Source organism: Thermocaproicibacter melissae, assembly GCF_024498295.1.
Classification (GTDB): Bacteria; Bacillota; Clostridia; order Oscillospirales; family Acutalibacteraceae; genus Thermocaproicibacter; species Thermocaproicibacter melissae.
The window spans coordinates 640038-663242 of record NZ_CP101827.1 but is presented as its reverse complement, the minus strand read 5'-3'; the positions used below and the strand labels follow the sequence as shown (position 1 = coordinate 663242).

The window sequence follows — 23205 nt, the reverse complement described above, 5'->3', positions numbered from 1 at the left end:
TCCTAAATTACAGCCGTTTAATCGGCGTGCAGTAATCATAATCTTTCCGTGCAACGAGGTATTCCGGCACTTCTGCAGGGTATTTTCCGGAGAAGCACGCATCGCAATAACCGCTGCAGCGGCCTCCGAGCATTTTCGGCAGGTTCTCAAGCTTTAGAAAATCGATGGAATCTGCAAAACTCATCTTCCCGATTTCTTCAATGCTGTGCTTGCAGGCAATCAGCTCATCCTTTGACGGAATATCGGTCCCGTAATAGCACGGCCACAGGAAAGGCGGCGAACTGATGCGCAGATGCACTTCCTTTGCGCCGCATTCCTTTAGCATAGAAACAATGCGCGCACTCGTGGTTCCGCGAACAATGGAATCATCCAGCATTACAATTCGTTTTCCGCGAACCGCTGTGGAAAGGGCATTCAGCTTAATGCGCACACTGCGCTCACGCTCGGACTGATTCGGCTTGATAAAGGTGCGGCCGATATAGGAATTCTTGACAATGCCTTTCTGATATGGGATTCCGGATTCTTCACTGTAGCCAATTGCGGCGTCAATGCCGGATTCCGGAACACCGATGACCATATCCGCATCCACCGGTTTCTGCCTTGCAAGAAGTCTGCCTGCTTCCTTGCGGGCTTCGTAAACGCTGATTCCGTCAATGATACTGTCTGTCCGTGCAAAATAGATATACTCAAAGACGCAGAGAGATTTTTTCACGTTGACCGGTTCATAAATGCTTTGGAAGCCATCCGGACCGACGACAACGATCTCCCCGGGCCTTACGTCACGGACAAATTCGGCACCGCAGGCATCCAGCGCGCAGGTCTCGGAAGCAAAAACATAGGAATTGTTAATCTTGCCGATGCACAGCGGGCGGAAACCGTGCGGGTCACGCACAGCAATCAGCTTCTGCGGACTCATGATAATCATGGAGTACGCGCCGTGTATTTTCGGCATTGTACGGTGCACCGCTTCTTCAATCGATGGTGCATCAATGCGTTCCCGCGCAATCATATAAGCCACAACTTCTGTGTCGATGGTCGTCTGGAAAATGCAGCCGCGCTGCGCTAAAAGCTGATGCAGTTCATACGCATTCGTCAGGTTGCCGTTGTGGGCAATTGCCAATGTGCCCTTAATGTAACGCATGACAAGGGGCTGCGCATTCTCGCGAACACTGGCGCCGGATGTTGAGTAGCGCACATGTCCTACCGCCATCTGCCCGTTCAGCCCGTCAAGGATTTTGTGGTTAAATGCTTCCGTCACGAGGCCCATGTCTTTGGAATAGGAAATAACGCCGCGGTTATTGACCGCAATTCCGCAGCTTTCCTGGCCTCGATGCTGTAAGGCAAGTAACCCGTTGTAAGTGGCATAGGCGGGGTTGACGGTGCCATCGGAATAAATTCCGAAAACACCGCACTCTTCCCCGGGATGTTCCTCTTCCGGAATGTAACTGCTGCACCGATTCATCATGCTAAGCCTATCCTTTTCATGACCTCGTGGTATGCTTCTTCCACATGGCCGAGATCCCTGCGGAAACGGTCTTTATCGAGCTTCTCGTGAGTTTTCACATCCCAGAAGCGGCAGGTATCCGGCGAAATTTCATCTGCAAGAATAATTTTACCATGGAAACGTCCGAATTCCAACTTAAAGTCAATCAGTTCAATATTGACAGAGAGGAAGAAATCGCAGAGAATTTTGTTAATCTTCAGCGCCATGTCACTGATCTGATCAATTTCCTCTTTGGTTGCAAACCCAGCGGCGAGAATATGGGATTCATTCACCATCGGGTCTCCGAGTTCATCGCTCTTATAGCAGAATTCGAAAACAGGGCACTTCAGTTCGGCGCCTTCCTCCATGCCGAGGCGCTTTGCGAGGCTTCCTGCAGCCTTGTTGCGGACGATGACCTCAAGAGGAACAATCTCCACTTTTTTCACGAGCGTTTCCCTGTCGCTCAGCTGTTTTTCAAAATGAGTGGGAATCCCCTTGCTCTCTAGCAGCTTGAATAGATAATTCGACATTTTGTTGTTGACAATGCCTTTTCCAACGATCGTGCCTTTTTTGAGGCCATTAAAGGCAGTTGCATCATCCTTGTACTCTACAATGCAGTAATCCTTATCATCCGTCGCAAACACCTTTTTGGCTTTTCCTTCATACAGCTGTTCTTTCTTTTCCAAGGCTTTTCCCCTCCGATTAAAATATATATTTTGAAATGGGAATGCCCGGGCGCCAGTGTGGAGCCCGGGTTCCAGATCAGATGAAATTCAGGAATGTTGACACCTTTGTGATATCAACAACGGACAGATGTGTGGTTTCCACATGACGTGCACAAGTCAGAAATGCGTTTGCTGTGTCAAGTGAAGTCAAGCATGGAACGCCCGCTTCAACTGCATTTCTGCGGATGCGGTAACCATCGCGATGGTGTGCTACACCCTTAGAAGGTGTATTGATAACCAGATTGATGTCGCCGGAAAGAATATGGTCAAGGATATCCGGTGTTCCGTCTCCGATTTTGTGAAGGCGGATTGTCGGAATTCCGTGGTCGTTCAGGAATTCGGAAGTGCCTTCCGTTGCGAGAATGACCCATCCGAGGTCATAGAGGCCCTGCGCAATCGGCAGTACTTCCTCTTTATCCGAATCTTTTACGGTGATAATGACCTTGCCTTTTTTAATCATATGCACTCCGGCCCCGTAAAACGCTTTGATGAGTGCCTCGTCGTATGTCTTTGCTACGCCAAGCACTTCACCTGTGGATTTCATTTCAGGGCCGAGGCTGACATCTTGCCCGTACAGCTTTTCAAACGAGAAAACAGGCATCTTAATCGCTACGAGGTCACGCTCTTTCTGTAACCCATAGTGATACCCCATCTCAGGCAGTGTTTTGCCGAAGAACGTACCTACTGCAAGAGGAACAATTGGGATTCCGGTAACCTTGCTGATATAAGGAACCGTTCTTGAGGAACGTGGGTTTGCTTCGATGACGTACACTTTTCCGTCGCGGACAATATACTGCACGTTCAGAAGGCCGCGTACTTTCAACGCCTTTGCCAGACTGCGGGTATATTCCACAATCAGGTTCTGCATCTCTTTATCCACACCGATTGCCGGGTAGACCGAGATACTATCCCCGGAATGTACGCCTGCGCGCTCAATGTGCTGCATGATGCCCGGAATCATTGTGTCAACGCCGTCACAAACTGCATCCACTTCGACTTCGGTACCCATGATATATTTGTCCACAAGGATGGGGTGCTCCTGCGTCACACGGTTAATGATGCCGATTTGGTCGATAATATCTTGGTCGGAATAGGCAATCTGCATTCCCTGCCCGCCGAGCACGTAAGATGGGCGCACCAACACCGGGTAGCCCAGCTCATGAGCCGCGGAAATGGCTTCGTCGCAGGTGAATACCGTACGTCCGGCAGCACGCGGAATCTTGCATTGGTTCAGGATTTTATCGAACCGCTCACGGTCTTCTGCCGCGTCAATGCTGTCATAGGAACTGCCGAGAATGGGTACACCCATTTTTTCAATGGCGCCCGCAAGCTTAATGGCCGTTTGACCGCCGAACTGAACCACAGCGCCGTCCGGCTTTTCGAGCTGAACGATGTGGTAAATATCCTCCTCCGTCAGCGGCTCGAAATACAGTTTGTCTGCCACGTCGAAATCCGTACTGACGGTTTCCGGGTTGTTGTTGACGATAATCGTTTCGCAACCAAGTTCCTTCAGCGCCCATACACTGTGGACCGAGCAGAAGTCAAACTCGATTCCCTGCCCGATGCGAATCGGGCCGGAACCGATTACAAGCACCTTTTTCCGATCGGACTTCGGATCGGACTCGTTTTCTGATCCATACCTAGAATAATAGTATGGCGTTGCAGCGCTGAATTCTGCAGCGCAGGTATCAACCATTTTATAAACCGGATGGATGCCGAATTTATCCTGCATCGAGCGGAGCTCCTCCACGGAAATCCCGCTGAGTTCCGAGATGGTTTTATCCAAAAACTCGTTCTCTTTTGCTTCGCGCAGGAGCTCTTCGGTCATCGGTCCGGCTGCTATCTTCTTTTCAAGGTTGACAATGTTCTGGAATTTATGGAGGAACCAAAGGTCTATCTTTGTGATATCGTGAATTTTTTCCAGCGAAACGCCGCGGCGGATTGCTTCCGCGACCACCCAAAGACGCCGGTCATCCACGACATGCAGACGTTCGTCTAACGCCTCGTCGGATAGGCTTGAAATGGTGCTGTCCATGAGGCTGTACGTGTTTTGCTCCAGGCAGCGGATTGCCTTCATTAACGCAGCTTCAAAAGTCGGTGCAATCCCCATCACTTCGCCCGTCGCTTTCATCTGCGTTCCGAGGACACGCTTCGCGTTGATGAATTTATCAAACGGCCAGCGAGGAATTTTGACCACGCAGTAATCGAGCGTTGGCTCGAAGCAGGAATATGTCTTCTGGGTAATCGCGTTCGGAATCTCATCAAGTGTATAGCCGAGTGCAATCTTGGAAGCAACCTTCGCAATCGGATAGCCGGTTGCTTTTGAGGCAAGCGCCGAAGAACGGCTGACACGCGGATTGACTTCAATGACAACATACTCAAAGCTGTCAGGATTCAAGGCGAACTGGACATTGCAGCCACCCTCGACCTTAAGCTCTCGAATAATCTTCAACGCAGAGGTGCGGAGCATTTGGAGCTCTTTGTCCGCCAAAGTCTGGCATGGAGCCACAACGATGGAATCCCCTGTGTGAACTCCAACAGGGTCAATGTTTTCCATGTTGCAGACCGTGATGCAGTTATCGTTGTGGTCGCGCATCACTTCATATTCAATTTCTTTCCAGCCCTTGATGCTTCGCTCAATGAGCACCTGATGGACGCGGCTTCTGCTCAAACCGACCGCAGCAATTGCGCGGAGCTCTTCTTCGTTGTCGGCGAAACCGCCGCCGCTGCCGCCAAGCGTATAAGCCGGGCGCACCACGACCGGATAACCAACCATTTTTGCTGCTTTGACGCAGTCTTCAATATTTTCCGCTATCGCACTGCGTGCCACCGGTTCCCCGATTCGCGCCATGGCTTCTTTGAACAGCTCACGGTCTTCCGCCATGCGGATGGTATCGGCGTTTGTACCGATCATCTCAACATGGTGTTCCTTTAAGAAACCGGATTCCTCAAGCTCCACGGCGAGGTTCAGCGCATTTTGCCCGCCGAGTGTCGGAAGAATGCTGTCGGGCTGTTCCTTGAGAATTACTTTTTTGATTGTTTCGACCGTCAGCGGCTCAATGTAGACTTTGTCTGCAATCTGCTTGTCTGTCATAATGGTTGCCGGATTGGAATTGATGAGAATTACCTCGATGCCTTCCTCACGCAGCGCGCGGCAAGCCTGTGTTCCCGCGTAATCGAATTCCGCGGCTTGGCCGATAATGATAGGACCGGAACCAATGATGACGACTTTTTTAATCTCTTCTCTTTTCACAGAAGGCTCCCTCCCATCAAATCGAGAAAACGGTCAAACAAAAAGCCTGTATCAAGCGGGCCGGGCGAAGCTTCCGGATGGAATTGAACAGAAAAGATTTTCCCGCCTTTATAGTTCAATCCCTCAATGCTGCCATCGTTCATACTGATGAAACCGATGTCCGCGACTGAAGGATTGACAGTTTTCCCATCTACCACATATCCGTGGTTCTGGGAAGTAATATAGACCTTGCCCGTAGAAAGGTCTTTAACAGGATGATTGATGCCTCTGTGGCCGTATTTCAGTTTATATGTGTCAAAGCCATGGGCGAGTGCCATTAACTGGTGCCCAAGGCAAATTGCAAACGTAGGAATTCCGCTTTTCATAACCTGCTTTAAGACTGCAATTTCTTTTTTGCATTCTTTCGGATCGCCAGGGCCGTTGGAAAGCATAATTCCATCCGGGTTGAATGTTTGCAGTTCCTCAAAGGAGGTATCATGCGGAAAACGCTTTACTGTACAGCCGCGCTTTACGAGAGAGCGGATGATGTTGTTCTTCACGCCGTAATCAATGAGAGCAACTTTAACCGGTCCGTCCCCGTAGACAGACGTTTCCTTACAGCTTACCATTGGAACCATGGAAACCATTTGAAAAGCATGAATCTTCTTAAGCATTGCTTCACGGTCAACATGGTCCCCGTAAGCAATCATGCCGCGCATTGTCCCGCTTTCACGCAGGATTCTTGTAATGGCACGGGTATCCACACCCTGAATACCTGGGACGCCGTTTGTCTTGAGATATGTGTTGAGATCTACGTCGCTGCGGAAGTTGCTTGCAACATCAGAAATTCGATGGACAATGTATGCGGAAAGCCAGGGCTTAATGGATTCCGAGTCGTCGTAACAAATGCCGTAATTTCCAATTAACGGATAAGCCATAACAACACCCTGCCCGGCATAGGAAGGGTCGGTCAGGAGTTCGGTATAGCCGCACATGGCGCTGTTGAACACAACTTCACACAGCGTGTCGCGTTCACAACCGAACCCCTGCCCCTCAAAGCAGGCACCGTTTTCAAGCATCAGGTAAGCTTTCATCGTTCACCAACCAATCCTTTTGTCAGCGGCGCACAAAGAAGCCGCACAGTCACTTCGCGAACGTTTTTACAATTCGTTCGACAGCCTTCTGCGTATTTTCTTTTGTATTGAAGGAAGTCAGGCGGAAATAACCCTCACCGCAGGAACCGAACCCGGAGCCGGGGGTTCCGACAACGTTGGCTTTCTCAAGCAACAGATCAAAGAATTCCCAGGAAGTAAGGCCGTCCGGCACTTTCATCCAAACATAAGGCGAATTGGTTCCGCCATAGACTTCAAATCCTGCTTTTGCTAAGCCGTCCAGCATGATTTTCGCATTGTTCTGGTAATATTCGATATTTTCGCGAACGCCGCGCTTGCCTTCTTCGGAGTACACGGCTTCGGCTGCACGCTGAACGGGGTACGAAACACCGTTCATCTTCGTAGACTGACGACGGTCCCAAAGTTTGTTGAGGGAAACGCCGTCAAAGACAAGCTCTTTCGGAATCACGGAATAAGCGCAGCGGACTCCCGTAAAGCCTGCAGTCTTTGAAAAGCTGCGGAATTCAATTGCGCATTTCTTTGCGCCCTCGATTTCAAAAATGCTGTGCGGCATATCCGGATCCGTGATAAATGCCTCATAAGCAGCATCATAAAGAATCAACGACTGATTGTCTAAGGCATAATCAACCCATTTTTTTAGATTTTCCCTGTCGATTCCCATTCCGGTCGGGTTGTTCGGGAAACACAGGTATATCATATCTACTTGCTGTGTTGGAAGTTCAGGAAGGAAATGATTTTCTTTGCGGCAAGGCATATAAACAATCTTGCTGAAGCCTTTTCCTTCAATATACTCTCCGGCTCGGCCGGCCATGACGTTGGTGTCGACATAAACCGGATATACAGGGTCACAGACTGCGACCACGTTGTCTATACCAAGGATATCCCCGATGCTGCCTGTATCGCTCTTTGCTCCATCGCTTACAAAGATTTCATCGGGTGAAATGTCCACTCCCCTGCTTTGAAAATCATTTTTCGCGATTGCTTCCTTTAAAAAAAGATAGCCAGCTTCCGGACCGTAGCCGCGGAATGACGAAGCGTTGCCCATCTCGTCGGCAGCCCTCTTCATTGCATCCACGACTGCTTTCGGCAGTGGCCGTGTCACATCACCAATTCCAAGTTTTATAATTTCTGCGTCAGGATGGGAATCCTGATATTTCTTTACCCGATTTGCAATTTCGACAAACAGGTAATTTGCCGGAAGTTTTGCAAAGTTGTTGTTGATTTTCAGCAATTTTTGCACGATCCCTTCCTTAAAAATTCAAAAACACGCCTTACTAAGGCAATATTATATCAGATTTCGACGGTTCCGTCAAAAGAAAATTCAGCGGGACCCCTCATAAATACATTATTGGAAATTTCATCCCAACGGATATTCAGGTCGCCGCCAAGCAGGTGAACAAGCACTTCGCGCCCCGTCTTTTGGTTCAGCACACAGGCAACAGCAGTTGCACACGCCCCGGTTCCGCAGGCAAGCGTTTCGCCTGAGCCGCGTTCCCATACTCTCATGCTGACTTCATGCTCGCTGTGCACTTGTACGAATTCCGTGTTGACACGTTCCGGAAATGCGGGGTGATTCTCAAATTGCGGGCCTATTTTCTCAATTGGCAAGGATTTTGTATCCGGAACAAAGACAATGCAATGCGGATTCCCCATGGAAACACAGGTAACACGGTACTCCTTACCGCCTACCGTCAACGGCTGGTTAACTACCTTCTCCCCTTGGAAAGATGCAGGTATTTTCTCCGGTTCCAGAATCGGGCTTCCCATGTTGACTTCGATCTCCCCGACTTTCCCGTCTTTAACGCTCAGCTTCAGCGTTTTTACCCCGCTCAGCGTTTCAACCGTCAACACGTCTTTCTTGGCGATTCCGCGCTCGTAAACGTATTTTCCCACACAACGGATTCCGTTTCCGCACATCATCCCGCGTGAACCGTCGGCGTTATACATATCCATTTTGCAGTCGGCGATATCAGATGGCTCAATTAGAATAAGCCCGTCGGAACCAATGCCAAAATGGCGGTCACTCAGGCGAATGGACAAAGCGGACGGATCGTCCACCTTTTCTTCAAAGCAGTTAATATAAATGTAGTCGTTGCCGATACCTTGCATTTTTGTGAATTTCATTATCACCGACTCCTTATGACATTAAAATAATCATCGCGGTCTCCACCATTTTACGGCCCATATCCATGCTTTTCTTCTGAATCAGCCGGTGAGCCTGAGGTTCCGTTAGATTGTTTCTGCTGATGAGTAGATTTTTTGCCTGCTCAATAATTGCCTTCTCGTCATTGATTCCGCTTTGGAGTTTCTTTTTAACGGAAGGTGGCGTTACCTCTGCCAGATTCAAAAACATATTCACAGTCGACAGCAGATTCGTACGGTTTATGGGCATGAGCAGACTTGCATATTCAATTGTATTGCACATTCCTGCAAACTGCGGGCTTATAAGAAACAGGAAATCATAGGCTGAACCGATGATTCTCGGAAGATTGACTGCAGGCATATCCTTTAGTTTTACGCTGCTGATAACAACTCCGCCGCGATAGTGCTTTTTGGTGAAATCAATCAATTGCGCACCGCTGACAAATATCCCGCTGACATACAACCCGCTGGAATGTAAAACAGACGCTATTCTTTTTGCAAACACCGGATTGGAGTTTGCCACGACAATGCTGCTCATATAAATAACCCCGCGCGGTTGGATTCTTCCTATTGCAAACTAAAATTTGCTCAGATATCGGTTTAATTCCCATTCCGTTACCGTCGCCGAGTATTCCTTCCACTCGCGTTCCTTCGCTTCAAGATATTTCTGGAAGATGTGCTCTCCCAAAACAATCCGGACAAACGGGTCAGCTTTCATTTCGGAAATAGCCTCGTTGAGGTCTGCCGGCAGATTATCAATTCCGCTGGTTACGCGTTCTTCTTCGCTGATGCCGTAAATATTTGCCGAAACAGGCGGAATCGGCTGCAGCTTATTCTCAATTCCATCCAGTCCCGCCGCAAGAAGCAGAGCAAAGGAAAGATACGGGTTACCGGCCGGGTCCGGGCTGCGAAGTTCAATCCGCGTTGCTGGTCCGCGAGACTCCGGGATACGAATCAGGGCGCTGCGGTTGCCAGTGGTCCACGCAATGCAGCATGGGGCCTCGAATCCGGGCACAAGCCTCTTGTAAGAGTTTACAAGAGGATTCGTAATTGCACAAATACCTTTTATGTGCTTCATTACGCCGGCGATGAAACTCAATCCTTCTTGGCTCAATCCCATTTTATTTTCGGAACTGCTGAAAACATTCTGCCCGTCACGGAACAGAGACATATTGATATGAAGTCCGGAACCAGCCCTGCCGGTAATCGGCTTCGGCATAAATGTTGCACAGAGTCCGTTTGCATCGGCACAGGTTTTCACGACCAATTTGAAAGTAATAAGGTCGTCGGCTGCAGACAAGGCATCACTGTACTTGAAATCAATCTCATGCTGAGCAAACGCAACTTCGTGGTGGGAGGCCTCAATTTCAAAGCCCATTTCTTCCAAGTTCAGGCAGATATCGCGGCGGCAGCTTTCGCCCATATCTGCCGGGCCAAGGTCGAAATAGCCCGCCGTGTCATGCGTGATTGTAGTGGGGTGTCCGAACTCATCGGTATTAAAAAGGAAGAATTCACATTCGGAACCTACATTAAAGGTATAACCAAGCCGAGCGGCCCTCTCGACCTGCTTTTTCAAGACATGGCGCGGGTCTCCCTCAAATGGCTTGCCGTCAGGCAGGTAGATGTCGCAGATAAGTCTCGCAATCCGCCCATTCTGCGAGTACCAGGGGAACAGCGCAAATGTGTTGATGTCCGGGTGGAGGTACATGTCGGACTCTTCGATGCGCACGAATCCTTCGATGGAAGAGCCGTCAAACATGCACTGGTTGTTCAGTGCTTTTTCGAGCTGCCCGGGTGTAATGGTAACATTCTTCAGTGTACCCAGAATATCCGTAAACTGAAGCCGAATGAATTTTACGTCTTCTTCCTTCACAATGCGTATGATGTCTTCTCGCGTATATTTAGGCATAAAGAGCCCTCCTAAAAAAATAATAACAAGGACTTTCCACACAAAACCTCCTTGTTATTTTCACGCCTTCTGTATTGTTCTTATTCTATTCTAATTCCAAAGTCGTGTCAATCGTTTTCGCCTACCTTTCCATGATTTCCGGCCTTCGTCAAAATGAATTTTTGAATCGCCTTTCCTTCATTTTTGCAATTTTTTTCTTGTAAAATTCATTTTGATGTGATATTATGTTAGTGTTTTAGGTGATGTTATAACTTCACCTTTTAAATTTGAAGTAAACAGGGGGATACAACAATGTCTTATGTTAACGATCAACTGAATGAGTTGATTCGTAAAAACCCGAATCAGCCCGAATTCATCCAGGCTGCAAGTGTTGTCCTGAAATCTTTGGAGCCCGTTGTGGAATCAAACCCGAAATATCAAAAGGCCGGAATTTTGGAGCGCATCACGGAGCCGGATCGTCAGATTATGTTCCGTGTTGCATGGACTGACGACGCTGGCCGTGTGCAGGTAAACCGCGGCTACCGCGTACAGTTCAACAACGCCATCGGACCTTACAAGGGCGGCCTTCGCTTCCATCCGTCCGTCAACCTCAGCATCATCAAATTCCTCGGATTTGAACAGGTTTTCAAGAACTCTTTGACCGGCCTGCCAATCGGCGGAGGCAAAGGCGGTTCCGATTTTGACCCGAAGGGCAAGAGCGACCGTGAGATTATGGCTTTCTGCCAGAGCTTCATGACGGAACTTTACCGTCATATTGGTCCGGATGTTGACGTTCCTGCCGGTGATATCGGTGTTGGCGGAAGAGAAATTGGATATTTGTATGGACAGTATAAACGCATTACAAATCACTATGAAGGCGTTCTCACCGGTAAAGGAATTCCTTACGGCGGTTCTCTTGCACGCACGGAGGCAACCGGCTACGGCCTTCTGTACTTCCTCGAGGCAATGCTGAAGGCAAACGGCAAATCTCTGGAAGGCAAGACCGTTGTGATTTCCGGTGCAGGAAATGTTGCTATTTATGCCTGCGAAAAGGCTCAGCAGCTTGGTGCGAAAGTCGTTACCCTCTGTGATTCTAACGGTTGGATTTATGATCCGGATGGAATTGATCTTGCAGCAGTTAAGGAAATTAAGGAAGTCCGCCGTGCAAGAATCCGTGAATATGTGAACGATCATCCTCATGCTGAATATCATGAAGGCCACGGTGTATGGAGCGTTCCTTGCGACATTGCACTGCCCTGCGCAACACAGAATGAACTTGGCTTGGAAGACGTAAAAGAGCTTGTAAAGAACGGATGCTTCGCTGTTGCTGAAGGTGCCAACATGCCGACTACAATAGAAGCTGAAAAATATTTGCAGGAAAACGGTGTTCTGTATGCACCGGGCAAAGCTTCCAACGCAGGCGGCGTAGCCGTTTCGGCACTTGAAATGAGCCAGAACAGCCAGCGCCTCTCCTGGACATTTGAAGAAGTTGACAACAAGTTGAAGCAAATCATGAACGGAATCTTCAACAACGTTTCTTCGGCTGCAAAGGAATATGGCATGCCGAACAACTACGTTGCAGGCGCAAACATTGCAGGCTTCCTCAAGGTTGCAGATGCGATGGTCAGCCAGGGTATTGTCTGATTACAATATTTAATTACAAAAACAGCTTCCGATGTTACTATCGGAAGCTGTTTTTTTAAGCAAAGAATATGATGATCGGCATGATATAAATTACAGCGATCGTGCATACAAGCAATCCTGCGAAAAGTATCTGAAATACTGTCTGCGTTCTCTTCCAGCGGTACAGCGATCCTTTCCGACGGAAAAACTCCAGCAGAAAAGCACACACGACGCCGGCCGCAGTTAAAATCAGTCCGGGCATGAATCCTTCAGGAATATAGGTAACAGAAATCTGGTTTTGACCCTTTTCCAGCTTCACCGCCATGAACGAGTCAAAGACTCGATAGATTTCAGCAGGTTTCCCGTTTACAGATGCACGAAAGCCTTTGCTGTAACTCACAGGCAAAAACAAATATTCGCCATCTTGCTCCGCTGTGGCTGTTCCTACAATCGAATTTCCGCTTTGGCGAAGGTCAGCCTTCGGCACCGAAGCCAGTGCGGAAGAAAGCACGTCTTCTTTTAATCCGGCAACACCGAATGATTTTGCGTATACATTTTTGAGAACACCAATGTCTACAACGACGATTTCATCTGTAAACGTACCGAGGCAGACAAGGCCGTTCTGAGGTTGCGTCGGATATTCAATTTCAAGCATCTGACCATTCACGGTTATGGAAAAACTGGAATTGATATGTTCATAAAGCTGATTTGTCAGTTGGTCAAAACAATCAAAGTAAAGGGTTTGCGTACCTTCCACCGGAATCTCATAACGAATGTTTCCTTCCTCTTCCTGATTATTCAGAAGGAATTTATAATTATCATCTTTTTTGACGGTTACATTTTTCATGGATGTAGGTTGATACTGCTGAATCAGCTCCTGCTTTGAGGAGAAGACAGATTCAAACAGATACTGCTGGAGCTGAAGCCGTGTAAAGTCCGGTAAATCTTTTAATTTTGTGATGTTATTTGATTTCATAACAAAACCGAAGGGAATATCGGTATTTTTCTTCACGATGGAATAAAGTCCATTTGCATAGACCGTGTCTCCCGCATTTCCGTTACTTAGCTGCTCATCAAAAACGTCATAGGTACGAGTGAGGACATATTTGTTTCCGAGCAGCGCATCTGTCAGCTTTGTTCCCCCGTTTGAATTTACCTCCATCCAGTAGGAAGAATAGCCCAGCTTCTTCATCGCGAACATATACTGCTTGGAGGTCAAGGAAGTGTAATGGCTCAGCGAATTATAGCCCATGCTGCCTATCAAATTAACGTCAAAATACTTTTCTTCCATTTTGACCCGATACAGCGAATTATTATTGATACGATCTGCAAGGTCCATAATCGGCGTATAATACTGGGCGTTGCTGCCGGCGGAACCGATGTAAACACTCGAGTAAAACACAGCTTCCAAAACGGTAAGAACACAGAGAAAAATCGAGAACAGCAGCTTTTTGACTTGATGATAATGCATTTGGAGCATCACGATTAAGTAGACAAAGGCAACAGCCATAGCAAAAAGGAAAAGGCGCTTGAAGCTGTTTTTATCTCCCCAAAGCGTCATCGTATAAACCGTAACCGTTTTGAACTCATAGCGCAGAATTGTATATGCGCAAAAAATCACAGCAATAATTGCGACCGCAGCGGTAATCACCGACCCGGGATTATTGCGATTCAACTGCAATCCGCCGGCATTTCTGTTCAAATTCGAAATACATTCCGCCGATAAAATCAATCCGATGAAAATCGGCATGTACCCGTAACGAACCGGAAAAGACTGGTAACTCCCCGTGTGCCACATTTTGTTAACCGGTTCAAAAAAAACGGGAATCAGTGTTACCGCAAGCAAGATGAGCAGGAGCTTTACGTAGTTGTCATGGTAAATCCTGGATATAAATACCATTACCACCGCTGCAATAATAGCTCCAGTGCAAAGGATTACGGTTAATGTGGTGTCGAGATGCGTAATGAATTTGCCTGTTCTGAGGCTTGTAATGATGTCGCCTGTCCGAGCAGAAACCAAATATTCCAAAAGGGAAGGCAACCACACTACACCTGTCAGCAAACCGGTTACCAACGTGGAAAGACCGAATAACAAAATCAGATATTTCCGTTCCGCTTTATCATGGAAGAAAAACAGCCAAATACCTGCCGACAGAATCAAAAAGATAACAACCATGTAGCTTAGGTAAAAATTTACCGTAAGGATTGCAGAAAAAACGAGGATATAGCAAAGAGGCTTTTTTTCTTCGGCCAGCTTATGCAGGGAAAGCAACAGCAGCGGAAAAAGATACATCATATCCAGCCACACAATATTTTGGTAGTAAAACATCGTGTAGCCGCAGAACGCATACATAACGGAAAGCGCTGTTACTTGCGGCAAATTCAAGTTGGAATATCTTTTTCTAAAATAAACACTTGCCGTGAAAGCGCAGGTCATCATCTTCAAAAGAAGCAAGATATTGATATATTTGTAGATGCTGGCCTTGTCCACCAAAAGCACCAAAAAGGAAAACGGGCTACTGATAAAAAACAGAAAAACGCCCCAGAAATTCATGCCGCCGGCATTCTGCAGATTCAGAAACATATCTGCCTTTCCGTCCAAAATGTTCTTGAAATCCATCAGGAACGGAATAACCTGTTGATTCATGTCGCACCATGAAACGGTTCCTGTGCCGAACGGAAATAATCGAAAAACGGCATAGACGAGAAGAAGAATTGCTGCAACAAATACAGGTGGCACGGTATATTGAAGTTTTTTCGTCATTTGATGCATCTCCCTTTTGCCGTTTCACAAAAGAAAGAAGGAAGGAAGTTTTTCAAGTTAAAACTTCCTCTCCTTCTGTTAAATTTATTTCAAAATTACTTTCAAAAACACCTTTTTGCCCTTTTTGATGACAACGTATTTTTGTCCGTCTTTTTCAAAATTCTTTTCCTGAAGGGTAGCTCCGATGTCATCAATTTTCTTGCCGTCCACAACAATGCCTCCCTGCTGAACAAGGCGTTTTGCTTCACTCTTGGAAGGCGCAAGCTTCGTTTTGACAAGCAGGTCAAGAATACCCACTTCCCCATTTGCAAGGTCTTCCGAGCTGATTTCCGTAGAAGGCATATTTTCGCTATCTATTCCCTTGCTGAAAATAGCGCGCGCGGCATCACGGGCCTTTTCCGCTTCCTGCTGGCCATGAATCTGACGAGTAACTTCAAAAGCGAGAAGCTCTTTTGCCTCGTTTAATTGCTGGCCCTCCAGCTTTTCAAACTGTGCAATCTGATCCATCGGAACGAAGGTCAAGATTTTCAGGCATCTGACAACGTCTGCATCCCCGACATTCCGCCAATACTGGTAGAACTCGAACGGAGAGGTCTTCTCCGGATCAAGCCAGACTGCACCCTTTTCGGTTTTACCCATTTTTTTGCCTTCACTGTTGGTAAGAAGCGAAACCGTAAGGCCATAAGCCTCAGCGTTTTCTTTGCGGCGAATCAGTTCGACACCGCCGATGATGTTGCTCCACTGGTCATCCCCACCCAGTTCCAAACGGCAGCCGTAGCGGCGGAACAGCTCAAGGAAGTCGTAGCTTTGCATAATCATATAGTTCATTTCAAAGAAAGAGAGGCCACGTTCCAAGCGCTGTTTGTAGCACTCTGCCGCGAGCATGCGGTTCACAGAAAAGCATACACCGATGTCGCGAATAAAATCAATATAATTCAGGTTGGCAAGCCAATCGGCATTGTTGGCCATAATAGCCTTTCCATCGGAAAAATCAATCAGGTGAGACATCTGTTTCTGGAAGCAAGAAATGTTATGAGCAATTTCTTCCTTCGTCAGCATTTTTCGCATATCGGTTTTGCCGCTCGGGTCGCCCACCATACCGGTTCCGCCGCCAAAAAGCATGATTGGCCTGTGACCGGCTCTCTGAAGATGTGAAGCCACCATAATCGGGATAAAATGCCCAACATGAAGGCTGTCTGCCGTTGGGTCAAAACCAATGTAAAAAGTAGTCTTTTCATTGTTCAGAAGATTGCGGATTTTTTCTTCGTCCGTAGCCTGCGCAATCAGACCACGCTCTTTCAGTTGTTCGTACACACCCATGTTAATTCCTCCATCTCAATGCAGGGGCGCTACAAAAAAAGCCCCCTGCGAAATTTGCAGAGGGCGGATATACCGCGGTACCACCTCAGTTTACTGCAGCCTCACGACAGCAGCCTTTACGGGTACAAGACAAAATACCCTTGCGCTGTAACGCGCGCACGCGGCCGACCCTACTGGACTAAACTTTCAGGCCTGCAGCTCCAGGATGTATTTCCGCCAAGGTCCGCACCCGCTTACACCGACCGCGGGCTCTCTTTGCCGGGTTTGTTGACGTACTTTTTCCCTTCATCGCTGATTCTTTTAATATACACTCACAAGCACAAGCTTGTCAAGTGGGTTTTGCGCTGTCTCTAGCCATTTTTAGCATTTCTGCGGCGTTCTGCAAAGTCAGCGGAGTGATTTTCGTCCCGCCGATAATGCGGGCCAATTCCTGACGGCGGCCTTCGTCATCCAATTCCGTTACTTGCGTGTAGGTCTTGCCGTCTTTGACATTTTTCGCAATCAGGTATTGACTATTAGCCAACGCAGCAATCTGGGCAAGATGGGTAACACAGATTACTTGCCTGCTTTCTGAGACTTCACGGAGCTTGAGGCCGATTTTCTGCGCTGCACCGCCGCTGACGCCACTATCTACCTCATCAAAAATCAACGTTCCGACCTCATCGCGCCCGGCGAGCACAGTCTTTACCGCAAGCATAATTCGGGAAAGTTCCCCGCCGGAAGCGATTTTGGAAATCGGCTTTGCAGGCTCGCCCGCGTTCGTTGAAATCAAAAACTCTACCTTGTCACATCCCTTAGAGTTTAAAGCCCCGCGCTCCTGCTTCACTTCAAATGCTACATGAGGCATATTCAAGAACTCAAGTTCTTTCTTGACGCGGCAGCAAAAATCCTTTGCCGCTTTTTCCCTCCATTCGGATATTTCCATAGCAAGATTCTTAGCCTGCGTAACGGCTTCTTTATACTGAGACCTCAGTTTCGCAGCCAATTCATCGGACATCTGGATTTTGCTAAGCTCCGACTTGCTCTTTTCCAGGAATTTCAGCATTTCGGAAACCGAACCGCCGTATTTCAGCCCAAGGCGGTAGATTGTATCTAGCCTTGCTTCAATTGCATCCAGTTCAGTCGGGTCATATTCCAGCCTGTCATCATAGCTGCGGAGTTCTTCACGGCAGTCTTCCAAATCGTAAGCAATACTCTGCAAGCGCTCCGCAAGGGCATGGAGCTCCGGCATATACTGCTCTGCATTTCTGACGCAATCCGCAGCGGTGGAAACAGCCGAAACAGCGCCCTCGCTTTCTTCTCCGCCATCGAGATAATCCTTTGCCTGCTTAATGGAAGAAGCAATTTTTTCACTGTTCCGGAACATGGTGCGCTGGCTTTCCAGCTCTTCCTCTTCGCCTTCCCGAAGATTTGCTTCTTCAAGCTCTTTGATTTGATATGTAAGCAGGTCAATTTGGCGTGCCTTCTGCGCTTCATCCATATTCAGCGCTTCCAATTCCCGACGAACCTTTTTGGCTTCGGAAAAAGCAGCGGAATAACGTTCCATCAAATCCTGCGGAAGGCCCATGCTGTCTAAATAGGACAGATGATTTTCAGGAGAAAGCAATCCATAACTTTCATGCTGACCATGAATATTGACAAGCAGCGGGCCGATTTCTTTCAGCGTGGATACCGTTGCCGGCCTTCCGTTGATACGGCAAGCTGTTCTTCCGTCTGCGAAGATCTCACGCTGAAGCATAACGGAATTATCCTCATCGAGAATATAACCAAGTTCCTCAAGTTTTGCAAGCACGTTTTTCCCAAGATTGGTGAACACCGCACTGATAAAAGCCGACTTTGCTCCTGTGCGCACAAGATCTCGGGAAGTGCGTTCCCCAAGAATTGCGTTAATGGAATCAATCAGAATCGATTTTCCAGCACCGGTCTCGCCAGTAAGGACATTAAATCCAGAATGAAAATCGACACTGACTTTTTCGATGACCGCCACATTTTCAATGTAGAGCTGTGTCAGCATAAAATCACCTGATTATATCGTTCAATTCTTCCGCAAGAAGTTCAGCTTCCTTATCATTATGTGTAAGAATAAAAATAGTATCGTCGCCCGCGAGGGTGCCTACGACATCGTCGCGATACAAGGCATCCATCGCTGCGCACACCGCATTGGCCATTCCCGGCTGGCACTTTACGCAGACGATATTCTGCGCACTTGCAACGGAGACCGCAGAATCGGCAAAAAGAGAAAAGAACTTTCCGGAGTTCGATTTACTGTCATCTTTTGCAGGCACATAACGGTATTTTCCATCGGGAGAAAGCATTTTCAGTAGCCGAAGCTCTTTGATATCACGAGATACCGTGGCCTGTGTTACATCATATCCTGCTTCGCGAAGCAGACGAAGCAGTTCCTCTTGTGTATCGATGGAATATTTCTGAATCAACTCCAGGATTTTCTCGTGTCTCTTCTTCTTCAACCATCATTCCTCCCATCCCCGAGCTTTTCATTCACAATACTGTAAAAATTATAATCTTTCAATCTCACGATGCTCACTGTTCTTTTCGACCGGCTGAACTGAACCATCTGCCCGGGTTCAAGTTTCACGGAGATTTCGCCGTCCATGGTCAAAAATGCCTCGCCTTCGGCGCGGAAATTTGTTTGAACACTCAATTCTGCGTTCGGGCCAAAAACAACAGGCCTGGTAAGCAGAGAGTGAGAACAAACGGGAGAAAGCAAGATGCACGACAATTCAGGGTCAATAATCGGTCCTCCGGCAGAAAGCGAATACGCCGTAGACCCTGTCGGCGTGGAAACAATTAATCCGTCGCCACGATAATCACAAACGGTCCTGCCGTTAAAATCAACGCGAAAATCCGGCATCGGCGAAAGCGTTCCACGCATTATCACAGCATCATTGAGTGCCGAGCACGTTTTTTCTACGCCGTTTTCAGAGTAGTGAATATCAAGCATCATCCTGTTTTCAACGCGGTAATTGCCCTCAGCCAGATTTTTCAGCTCATCAAATTCGTCGGTTTCCAATTCGGCCAAAAAGCCAAGACGGCCGACATTGACACCAAGTATCGGTTTTTCAAATTCTGCAGCATAGCGCGCGCAGTGAATGATTGTTCCGTCACCGCCAAGCGCGACCATTAAGTCGCAGGAACGGATCATATCTTTCAAATCGTCGAAGAAACGGATACCGTATTCCGAGAAACTGTTTTGAAAACCGCGCTGCATATAAATTGCAGAACCAAATCCACGGAGACGCTCAATGAGCTTAACCGTATAATATTGAGCTTTTTCACGGCTTAAATTGGGCAATACCGCAATTTTCATGATTCTCCTCCGCCGTTCAGAACACGATGTGAACGCTGAACCAGCAGCTTTACATCGGGAATTGTTCCCACAGGTTCATCTGATTTTTTTAGGTAAAGCAAATACTCAATGTTGCCTTCCGGCCCCTTGACCGGAGAAAATGTCAGCCCGAGCACAGAAAATCCGTTATTCAGCACAAACTCGATGGTATTGTGAATCACTTCTTCATGAACAGCCGGATCGCGGACGACGCCTTTTTTGCCGACTTTTTCACGCCCTGCTTCAAACTGCGGCTTAATCAGGCAGACTGCTTCACCGCCGTCTTTCAAAAAATTTCTGGCTACCGGAAGGACAAGCTTCAACGAGATAAAGGCAACATCAACGCTGAAAAAGTCTACAAGTTCCGGCACTTGTTCTTTCGTCAGATAGCGCACGTTCGTCCGTTCCAGGTTGATAACACGGGGATCGGTGCGAAGCTTCCAAGCCAACTGGCCATACCCAACATCAATGGCATAAACCTTTTTCGCTCCGTTTTGAAGCATGCAATCGGTAAAACCACCTGTGGAGGCGCCAATGTCCATCACGATTTTCCCATTCAAATCAATGGGAAATTCCTGCATTGCTTTTTCGAGCTTCAAGCCTCCCCTGCTCACATATTTCAGCGTTTCACCTCGAAGCTCGATTTTAGCGTCAACCGGCAGCATGGTACCGGGTTTATCCTGTTTTTGCCCATTTACATAAACATTGCCGACCATAACGGCAATTTTTGCTTTTTCCCTGCTTTCTGCAAGGCCGCGTTCATATATTAAGCAGTCAAGCCTTTTTTTCTCCATTATCTGCGCACTCCGTTAGGATTAGTTTCACCATGCCTTCATCGTCCAATTCCAAAGAATGGAGAGATTCTTCCATGGTTGCCTGGGGAACGAACCCCGTGATTGCATGCAAATGATAATCGCCGGTGAATCCTGCCTGCCCAAGCAGATAATAAAAGCGCTCTCCAACACCGCCCTGTTCAATTGCTTCTTCAAAAAAGAAGATTTTCGGGGCATTCAGAACCGCATCCACCGCAGCAGGTTCAATCGGTTTGATTCGATTTAACTTTAGAATTCCGACTTGTATTCCATTTCGCTGCAGTTTTGAGAGAGCCAGACATGCATAGGAAAATAATCTGCCGTATGTTACAATGACGGCCGAAGGATTTTTGCAGCCGTAATAATCATAAGGCAGCCCGCTCGGCTGGAAATCAAACGGACGAAAAAGCTGTCCGCCGCGAGGATATCGGACCGCTGCAACACCGGTGCCATCGTAGATTGCATGGTAAAATGATGTTTTCATTTCTTCAAAATAGCACGGTGCATAAACAGTTGCATTCGGAATTGTATTTAGGAAAGCGACATCAAAAATGCCTTGGTGGGTCTGACCGTCCTCGCCGACAATTCCCGCGCGGTCAATTGCAAATACAACTTTAGTGCGTTGCAGCGCAACGTCGTGTATGAGTTGATCATATCCGCGCTGAAGGAAGGAAGAATAAACCGCAAAAATCGGAATCATACCGCCAATTGACAGGCCGGCGCAAAACGTAACAGCATGCTCTTCCGCAATTCCGGTATCGAAGAAACGTTCCGGAAACTTTTTCGCGAATTGTGTCAACCCGGTTCCCGACTGCATCGCGGCGGTAATGGCGCAAATTCTGCTATCGTGTTCGGCAAATTCGCAGATTAATTTTCCGAAAAGTTCCGAAAAGTTGATTTCGGAAGAAAAACTTTTGCCTGTTGTAACATCGAACTTTGAAACTCCGTGAAAAGCACCGGGGTTTTGCTCGGCAAATGGGTACCCTTTGCCCTTCTGTGTTATGACATGGAGCAGGACTGGGTGATTGATGCTTTTGACGTTATTAAAAACTTCAATCATCTTGTCCAAGTCATGGCCGTCAAACGGCCCATAATAGTAAAAGCCCATGTCTTCAAAAATCGTTCTGTTGTAAATCATCTGCTTGACGGCAGATTTCGCCTTTGTCAAGAGATGATGCAGAGGTTTACCGATTAGAGGCACATGGTCTAAAAATTTTTCTATTTTTCCTTTGATGCGAAAATACGAAGGCTCCGTACGAATCTTTGAAAGGTAACGTGCCATTGAGCCCACGTTGCGCGAAATAGACATTTCATTGTCGTTTAGAACGACAATGAAATTTTTCTTAAGTCTTCCGGCATTGTTCAGGCCTTCATAAGCCAAACCGCCTGTCAAAGCGCCGTCACCAATGACGGCAACCACATAGCCGTCCTCATGGTTCAATTCTTTTGCTTTAGAAAGCCCAAGGGCAGCAGATATTGAAGTACTGCTGTGTCCGCTGGTAAACGGATCATAAGTACTTTCACATCGGTTCGGAAAACCTGAGAGACCGTCTTTCTTGCGAATCAGCGAAAGACGGTCACCACGCCCCGTTAAAATCTTATGCGTATATGACTGATGCCCAACATCCCAGACAATTCGGTCTTTTTCGGAGTTGAATACCCGATGCAGTGCAACGGTCAGCTCTACTACACCCAAATTGGAAGCGAGATGTCCCCCGTTCTCTGAAACTGTCTGGATAATTTTCATCCGTATCTCTGAACACAATTGTTTCAGCTGCTCAGATGACAGCCCTTTTAAGTCCTCAGGGTATTTTACATTGTCTAAAAGGCCGCTCATTAATTAATCCTCTCAGATAACGTCCATTCCGTTCTGAATTTTTGCTGCAGTAATTGTGTTTTTCAGCAGCATAGCTCTTGTCATCGGACCTACTCCGCCCGGAACCGGCGTTATGTAGGAAGCAATGCTTTCGACATTTGCAAAATCGACGTCGCCGCAGAGTTTACCGTTTTCATCCCGATCCATTCCTACGTCAATTACAACAGCACCGGGCTTTACCATATCTGCCGTAACGAATTTTGGTTTCCCGACAGCCGCAACAAGAATATCGGCTTCCCGACAGATTTCTTTTAGCCCGCGTGTCTTGCTGTGGCAAATCGTTACGGTTCCGTTTGCGTGAAGGAGGAGCATAGCCATCGGCTTTCCGACAATATTGCTTCTGCCGATTACCACACAGCGTTTTCCTTCGGGAGAAATTCCTTCATGGTGGAGCAATTCCATAATGCCTGCAGGAGTGCATGGCAGGAAACGGCAGTTTCCTATCATAATCCTTCCCACATTTTCAGGGTGAAATGCATCGACATCCTTCAACGGGTTGATTGTCTTAATGACTTCTTCCTCATTAAGACCTGCCGGAAGCGGCAGCTGAACCAAAATACCGTTTATCGTTTTTTTGCTGTTCAGAGTCTGAACCAGCTCCAACAGTTCTTTCTGCGTCGTTGTTTCCGGCAAGGCATACTCTTCCGAATATATTCCGACCGATGCACAGTCTTTTTCTTTGTTCGTCACATAAGTGCGGGAAGCCGGGTCATTTCCGACAAGAACCACGGCAAGCCCGGGAGTAATGCCCATTGCCTTTAATTTTTCTACTTCAGCTGCAACAGACGCTTTTATTTCCTTGGAAATGGCTTTTCCGTCAATAATCTTACTCGTTGCCTGTCATTCCCTTCTGCAAGCAAA

At 47.5% G+C, this 23205-nt stretch carries 17 protein-coding genes and 1 other annotated feature; of the genes, 1 reads left to right on the top strand and 16 read right to left on the bottom strand.

Annotated features, from left to right (window positions below):
- Positions 1–7 precede the first annotated feature (7 nt).
- From purF to glnA, 8 genes are all read right to left on the bottom strand, one after another.
- On the bottom strand, positions 8–1465 hold the full coding sequence (purF, locus tag NOG13_RS03380; RefSeq protein WP_346347664.1) for an amidophosphoribosyltransferase: 1458 nt from the start codon (positions 1463–1465) through the stop codon (positions 8–10).
- Positions 1462–2169, bottom strand: a complete 708-nt coding sequence (gene purC, locus NOG13_RS03375; RefSeq protein ID WP_283110873.1) for a phosphoribosylaminoimidazolesuccinocarboxamide synthase — start codon at positions 2167–2169, stop codon at positions 1462–1464. The genes purF and purC overlap by 4 nt, the downstream gene beginning before the upstream one ends.
- A gap of 76 nt (positions 2170–2245) precedes the next feature.
- On the bottom strand, positions 2246–5461 hold the full coding sequence (gene carB, locus NOG13_RS03370) for a carbamoyl-phosphate synthase large subunit (RefSeq protein ID WP_283110872.1): 3216 nt from the start codon (positions 5459–5461) through the stop codon (positions 2246–2248).
- Entirely contained in the window at positions 5458–6534 is a 1077-nt protein-coding gene (locus NOG13_RS03365; RefSeq protein ID WP_283110871.1) for a carbamoyl phosphate synthase small subunit, read from the bottom strand. Before NOG13_RS03365 ends, carB begins: the two co-directional genes overlap by 4 nt.
- Positions 6535–6583: 49 nt before the next feature.
- Positions 6584–7804 (bottom strand): LL-diaminopimelate aminotransferase, encoded by a 1221-nt coding sequence (locus tag NOG13_RS03360; RefSeq protein WP_283111140.1) that lies wholly within the window; start codon positions 7802–7804, stop codon positions 6584–6586.
- A gap of 59 nt (positions 7805–7863) precedes the next feature.
- Complete coding sequence (gene dapF / locus NOG13_RS03355; protein WP_283110870.1) at positions 7864–8697, bottom strand: diaminopimelate epimerase; 834 nt, start codon at positions 8695–8697, stop codon at positions 7864–7866.
- A 13-nt stretch (positions 8698–8710) separates the two neighbouring features.
- The gene (locus tag NOG13_RS03350; protein ID WP_283110869.1) at positions 8711–9253 is read right to left on the bottom strand and encodes an ANTAR domain-containing response regulator; all 543 of its coding nucleotides are present in this window, start codon (positions 9251–9253) and stop codon (positions 8711–8713) included.
- A 39-nt stretch (positions 9254–9292) separates the two neighbouring features.
- Positions 9293–10624 carry a type I glutamate--ammonia ligase gene (glnA, locus tag NOG13_RS03345; RefSeq protein ID WP_283110868.1) on the bottom strand — a complete coding sequence of 444 codons (1332 nt, stop codon included), beginning with the start codon at positions 10622–10624 and terminating at the stop codon, positions 9293–9295.
- 291 nt (positions 10625–10915) lie between these two features.
- Here glnA and gdhA point away from each other — a divergent pair, with 291 nt between their 5' ends.
- Entirely contained in the window at positions 10916–12247 is a 1332-nt protein-coding gene (gdhA, locus tag NOG13_RS03340) for an NADP-specific glutamate dehydrogenase (protein ID WP_283110867.1), read from the top strand.
- 55 nt (positions 12248–12302) lie between these two features.
- On the opposite strand, the gene NOG13_RS03335 is transcribed toward gdhA, so the two are convergent.
- The 8 genes from NOG13_RS03335 to folD all read right to left on the bottom strand — a co-directional run bounded on the left by NOG13_RS03335 (position 12303) and on the right by folD (position 23169).
- Complete coding sequence (locus NOG13_RS03335; protein WP_283110866.1) at positions 12303–14990, bottom strand: YfhO family protein; 2688 nt, start codon at positions 14988–14990, stop codon at positions 12303–12305.
- 84 nt (positions 14991–15074) lie between these two features.
- Positions 15075–16310, bottom strand: a complete 1236-nt coding sequence (tyrS, locus tag NOG13_RS03330) for a tyrosine--tRNA ligase (RefSeq protein WP_283110865.1) — start codon at positions 16308–16310, stop codon at positions 15075–15077.
- A 56-nt stretch (positions 16311–16366) separates the two neighbouring features.
- Positions 16367–16608, bottom strand: a binding site (T-box leader).
- 30 nt (positions 16609–16638) lie between these two features.
- On the bottom strand, positions 16639–18324 hold the full coding sequence (gene recN, locus NOG13_RS03325; protein WP_283110864.1) for a DNA repair protein RecN: 1686 nt from the start codon (positions 18322–18324) through the stop codon (positions 16639–16641).
- 4 nt (positions 18325–18328) lie between these two features.
- A complete protein-coding gene (gene argR / locus NOG13_RS03320) occupies positions 18329–18778 on the bottom strand; it encodes an arginine repressor (RefSeq protein WP_283110863.1) in 450 nt (149 codons plus the stop codon).
- Positions 18775–19638: an NAD(+)/NADH kinase gene (locus NOG13_RS03315; RefSeq protein WP_283110862.1), complete on the bottom strand. Its 864-nt coding sequence runs from the start codon at positions 19636–19638 to the stop codon at positions 18775–18777. The genes argR and NOG13_RS03315 overlap by 4 nt, the downstream gene beginning before the upstream one ends.
- Positions 19635–20450, bottom strand: a complete 816-nt coding sequence (locus NOG13_RS03310) for a TlyA family RNA methyltransferase (RefSeq protein WP_283110861.1) — start codon at positions 20448–20450, stop codon at positions 19635–19637. The genes NOG13_RS03315 and NOG13_RS03310 overlap by 4 nt, the downstream gene beginning before the upstream one ends.
- Positions 20431–22305, bottom strand: a complete 1875-nt coding sequence (dxs, locus tag NOG13_RS03305; protein ID WP_283110860.1) for a 1-deoxy-D-xylulose-5-phosphate synthase — start codon at positions 22303–22305, stop codon at positions 20431–20433. Before dxs ends, NOG13_RS03310 begins: the two co-directional genes overlap by 20 nt.
- Before the next feature lie 12 nt (positions 22306–22317).
- Complete coding sequence (gene folD, locus NOG13_RS03300) at positions 22318–23169, bottom strand: bifunctional methylenetetrahydrofolate dehydrogenase/methenyltetrahydrofolate cyclohydrolase FolD (protein ID WP_283111139.1); 852 nt, start codon at positions 23167–23169, stop codon at positions 22318–22320.
- Positions 23170–23205: the final 36 nt, after the last annotated feature.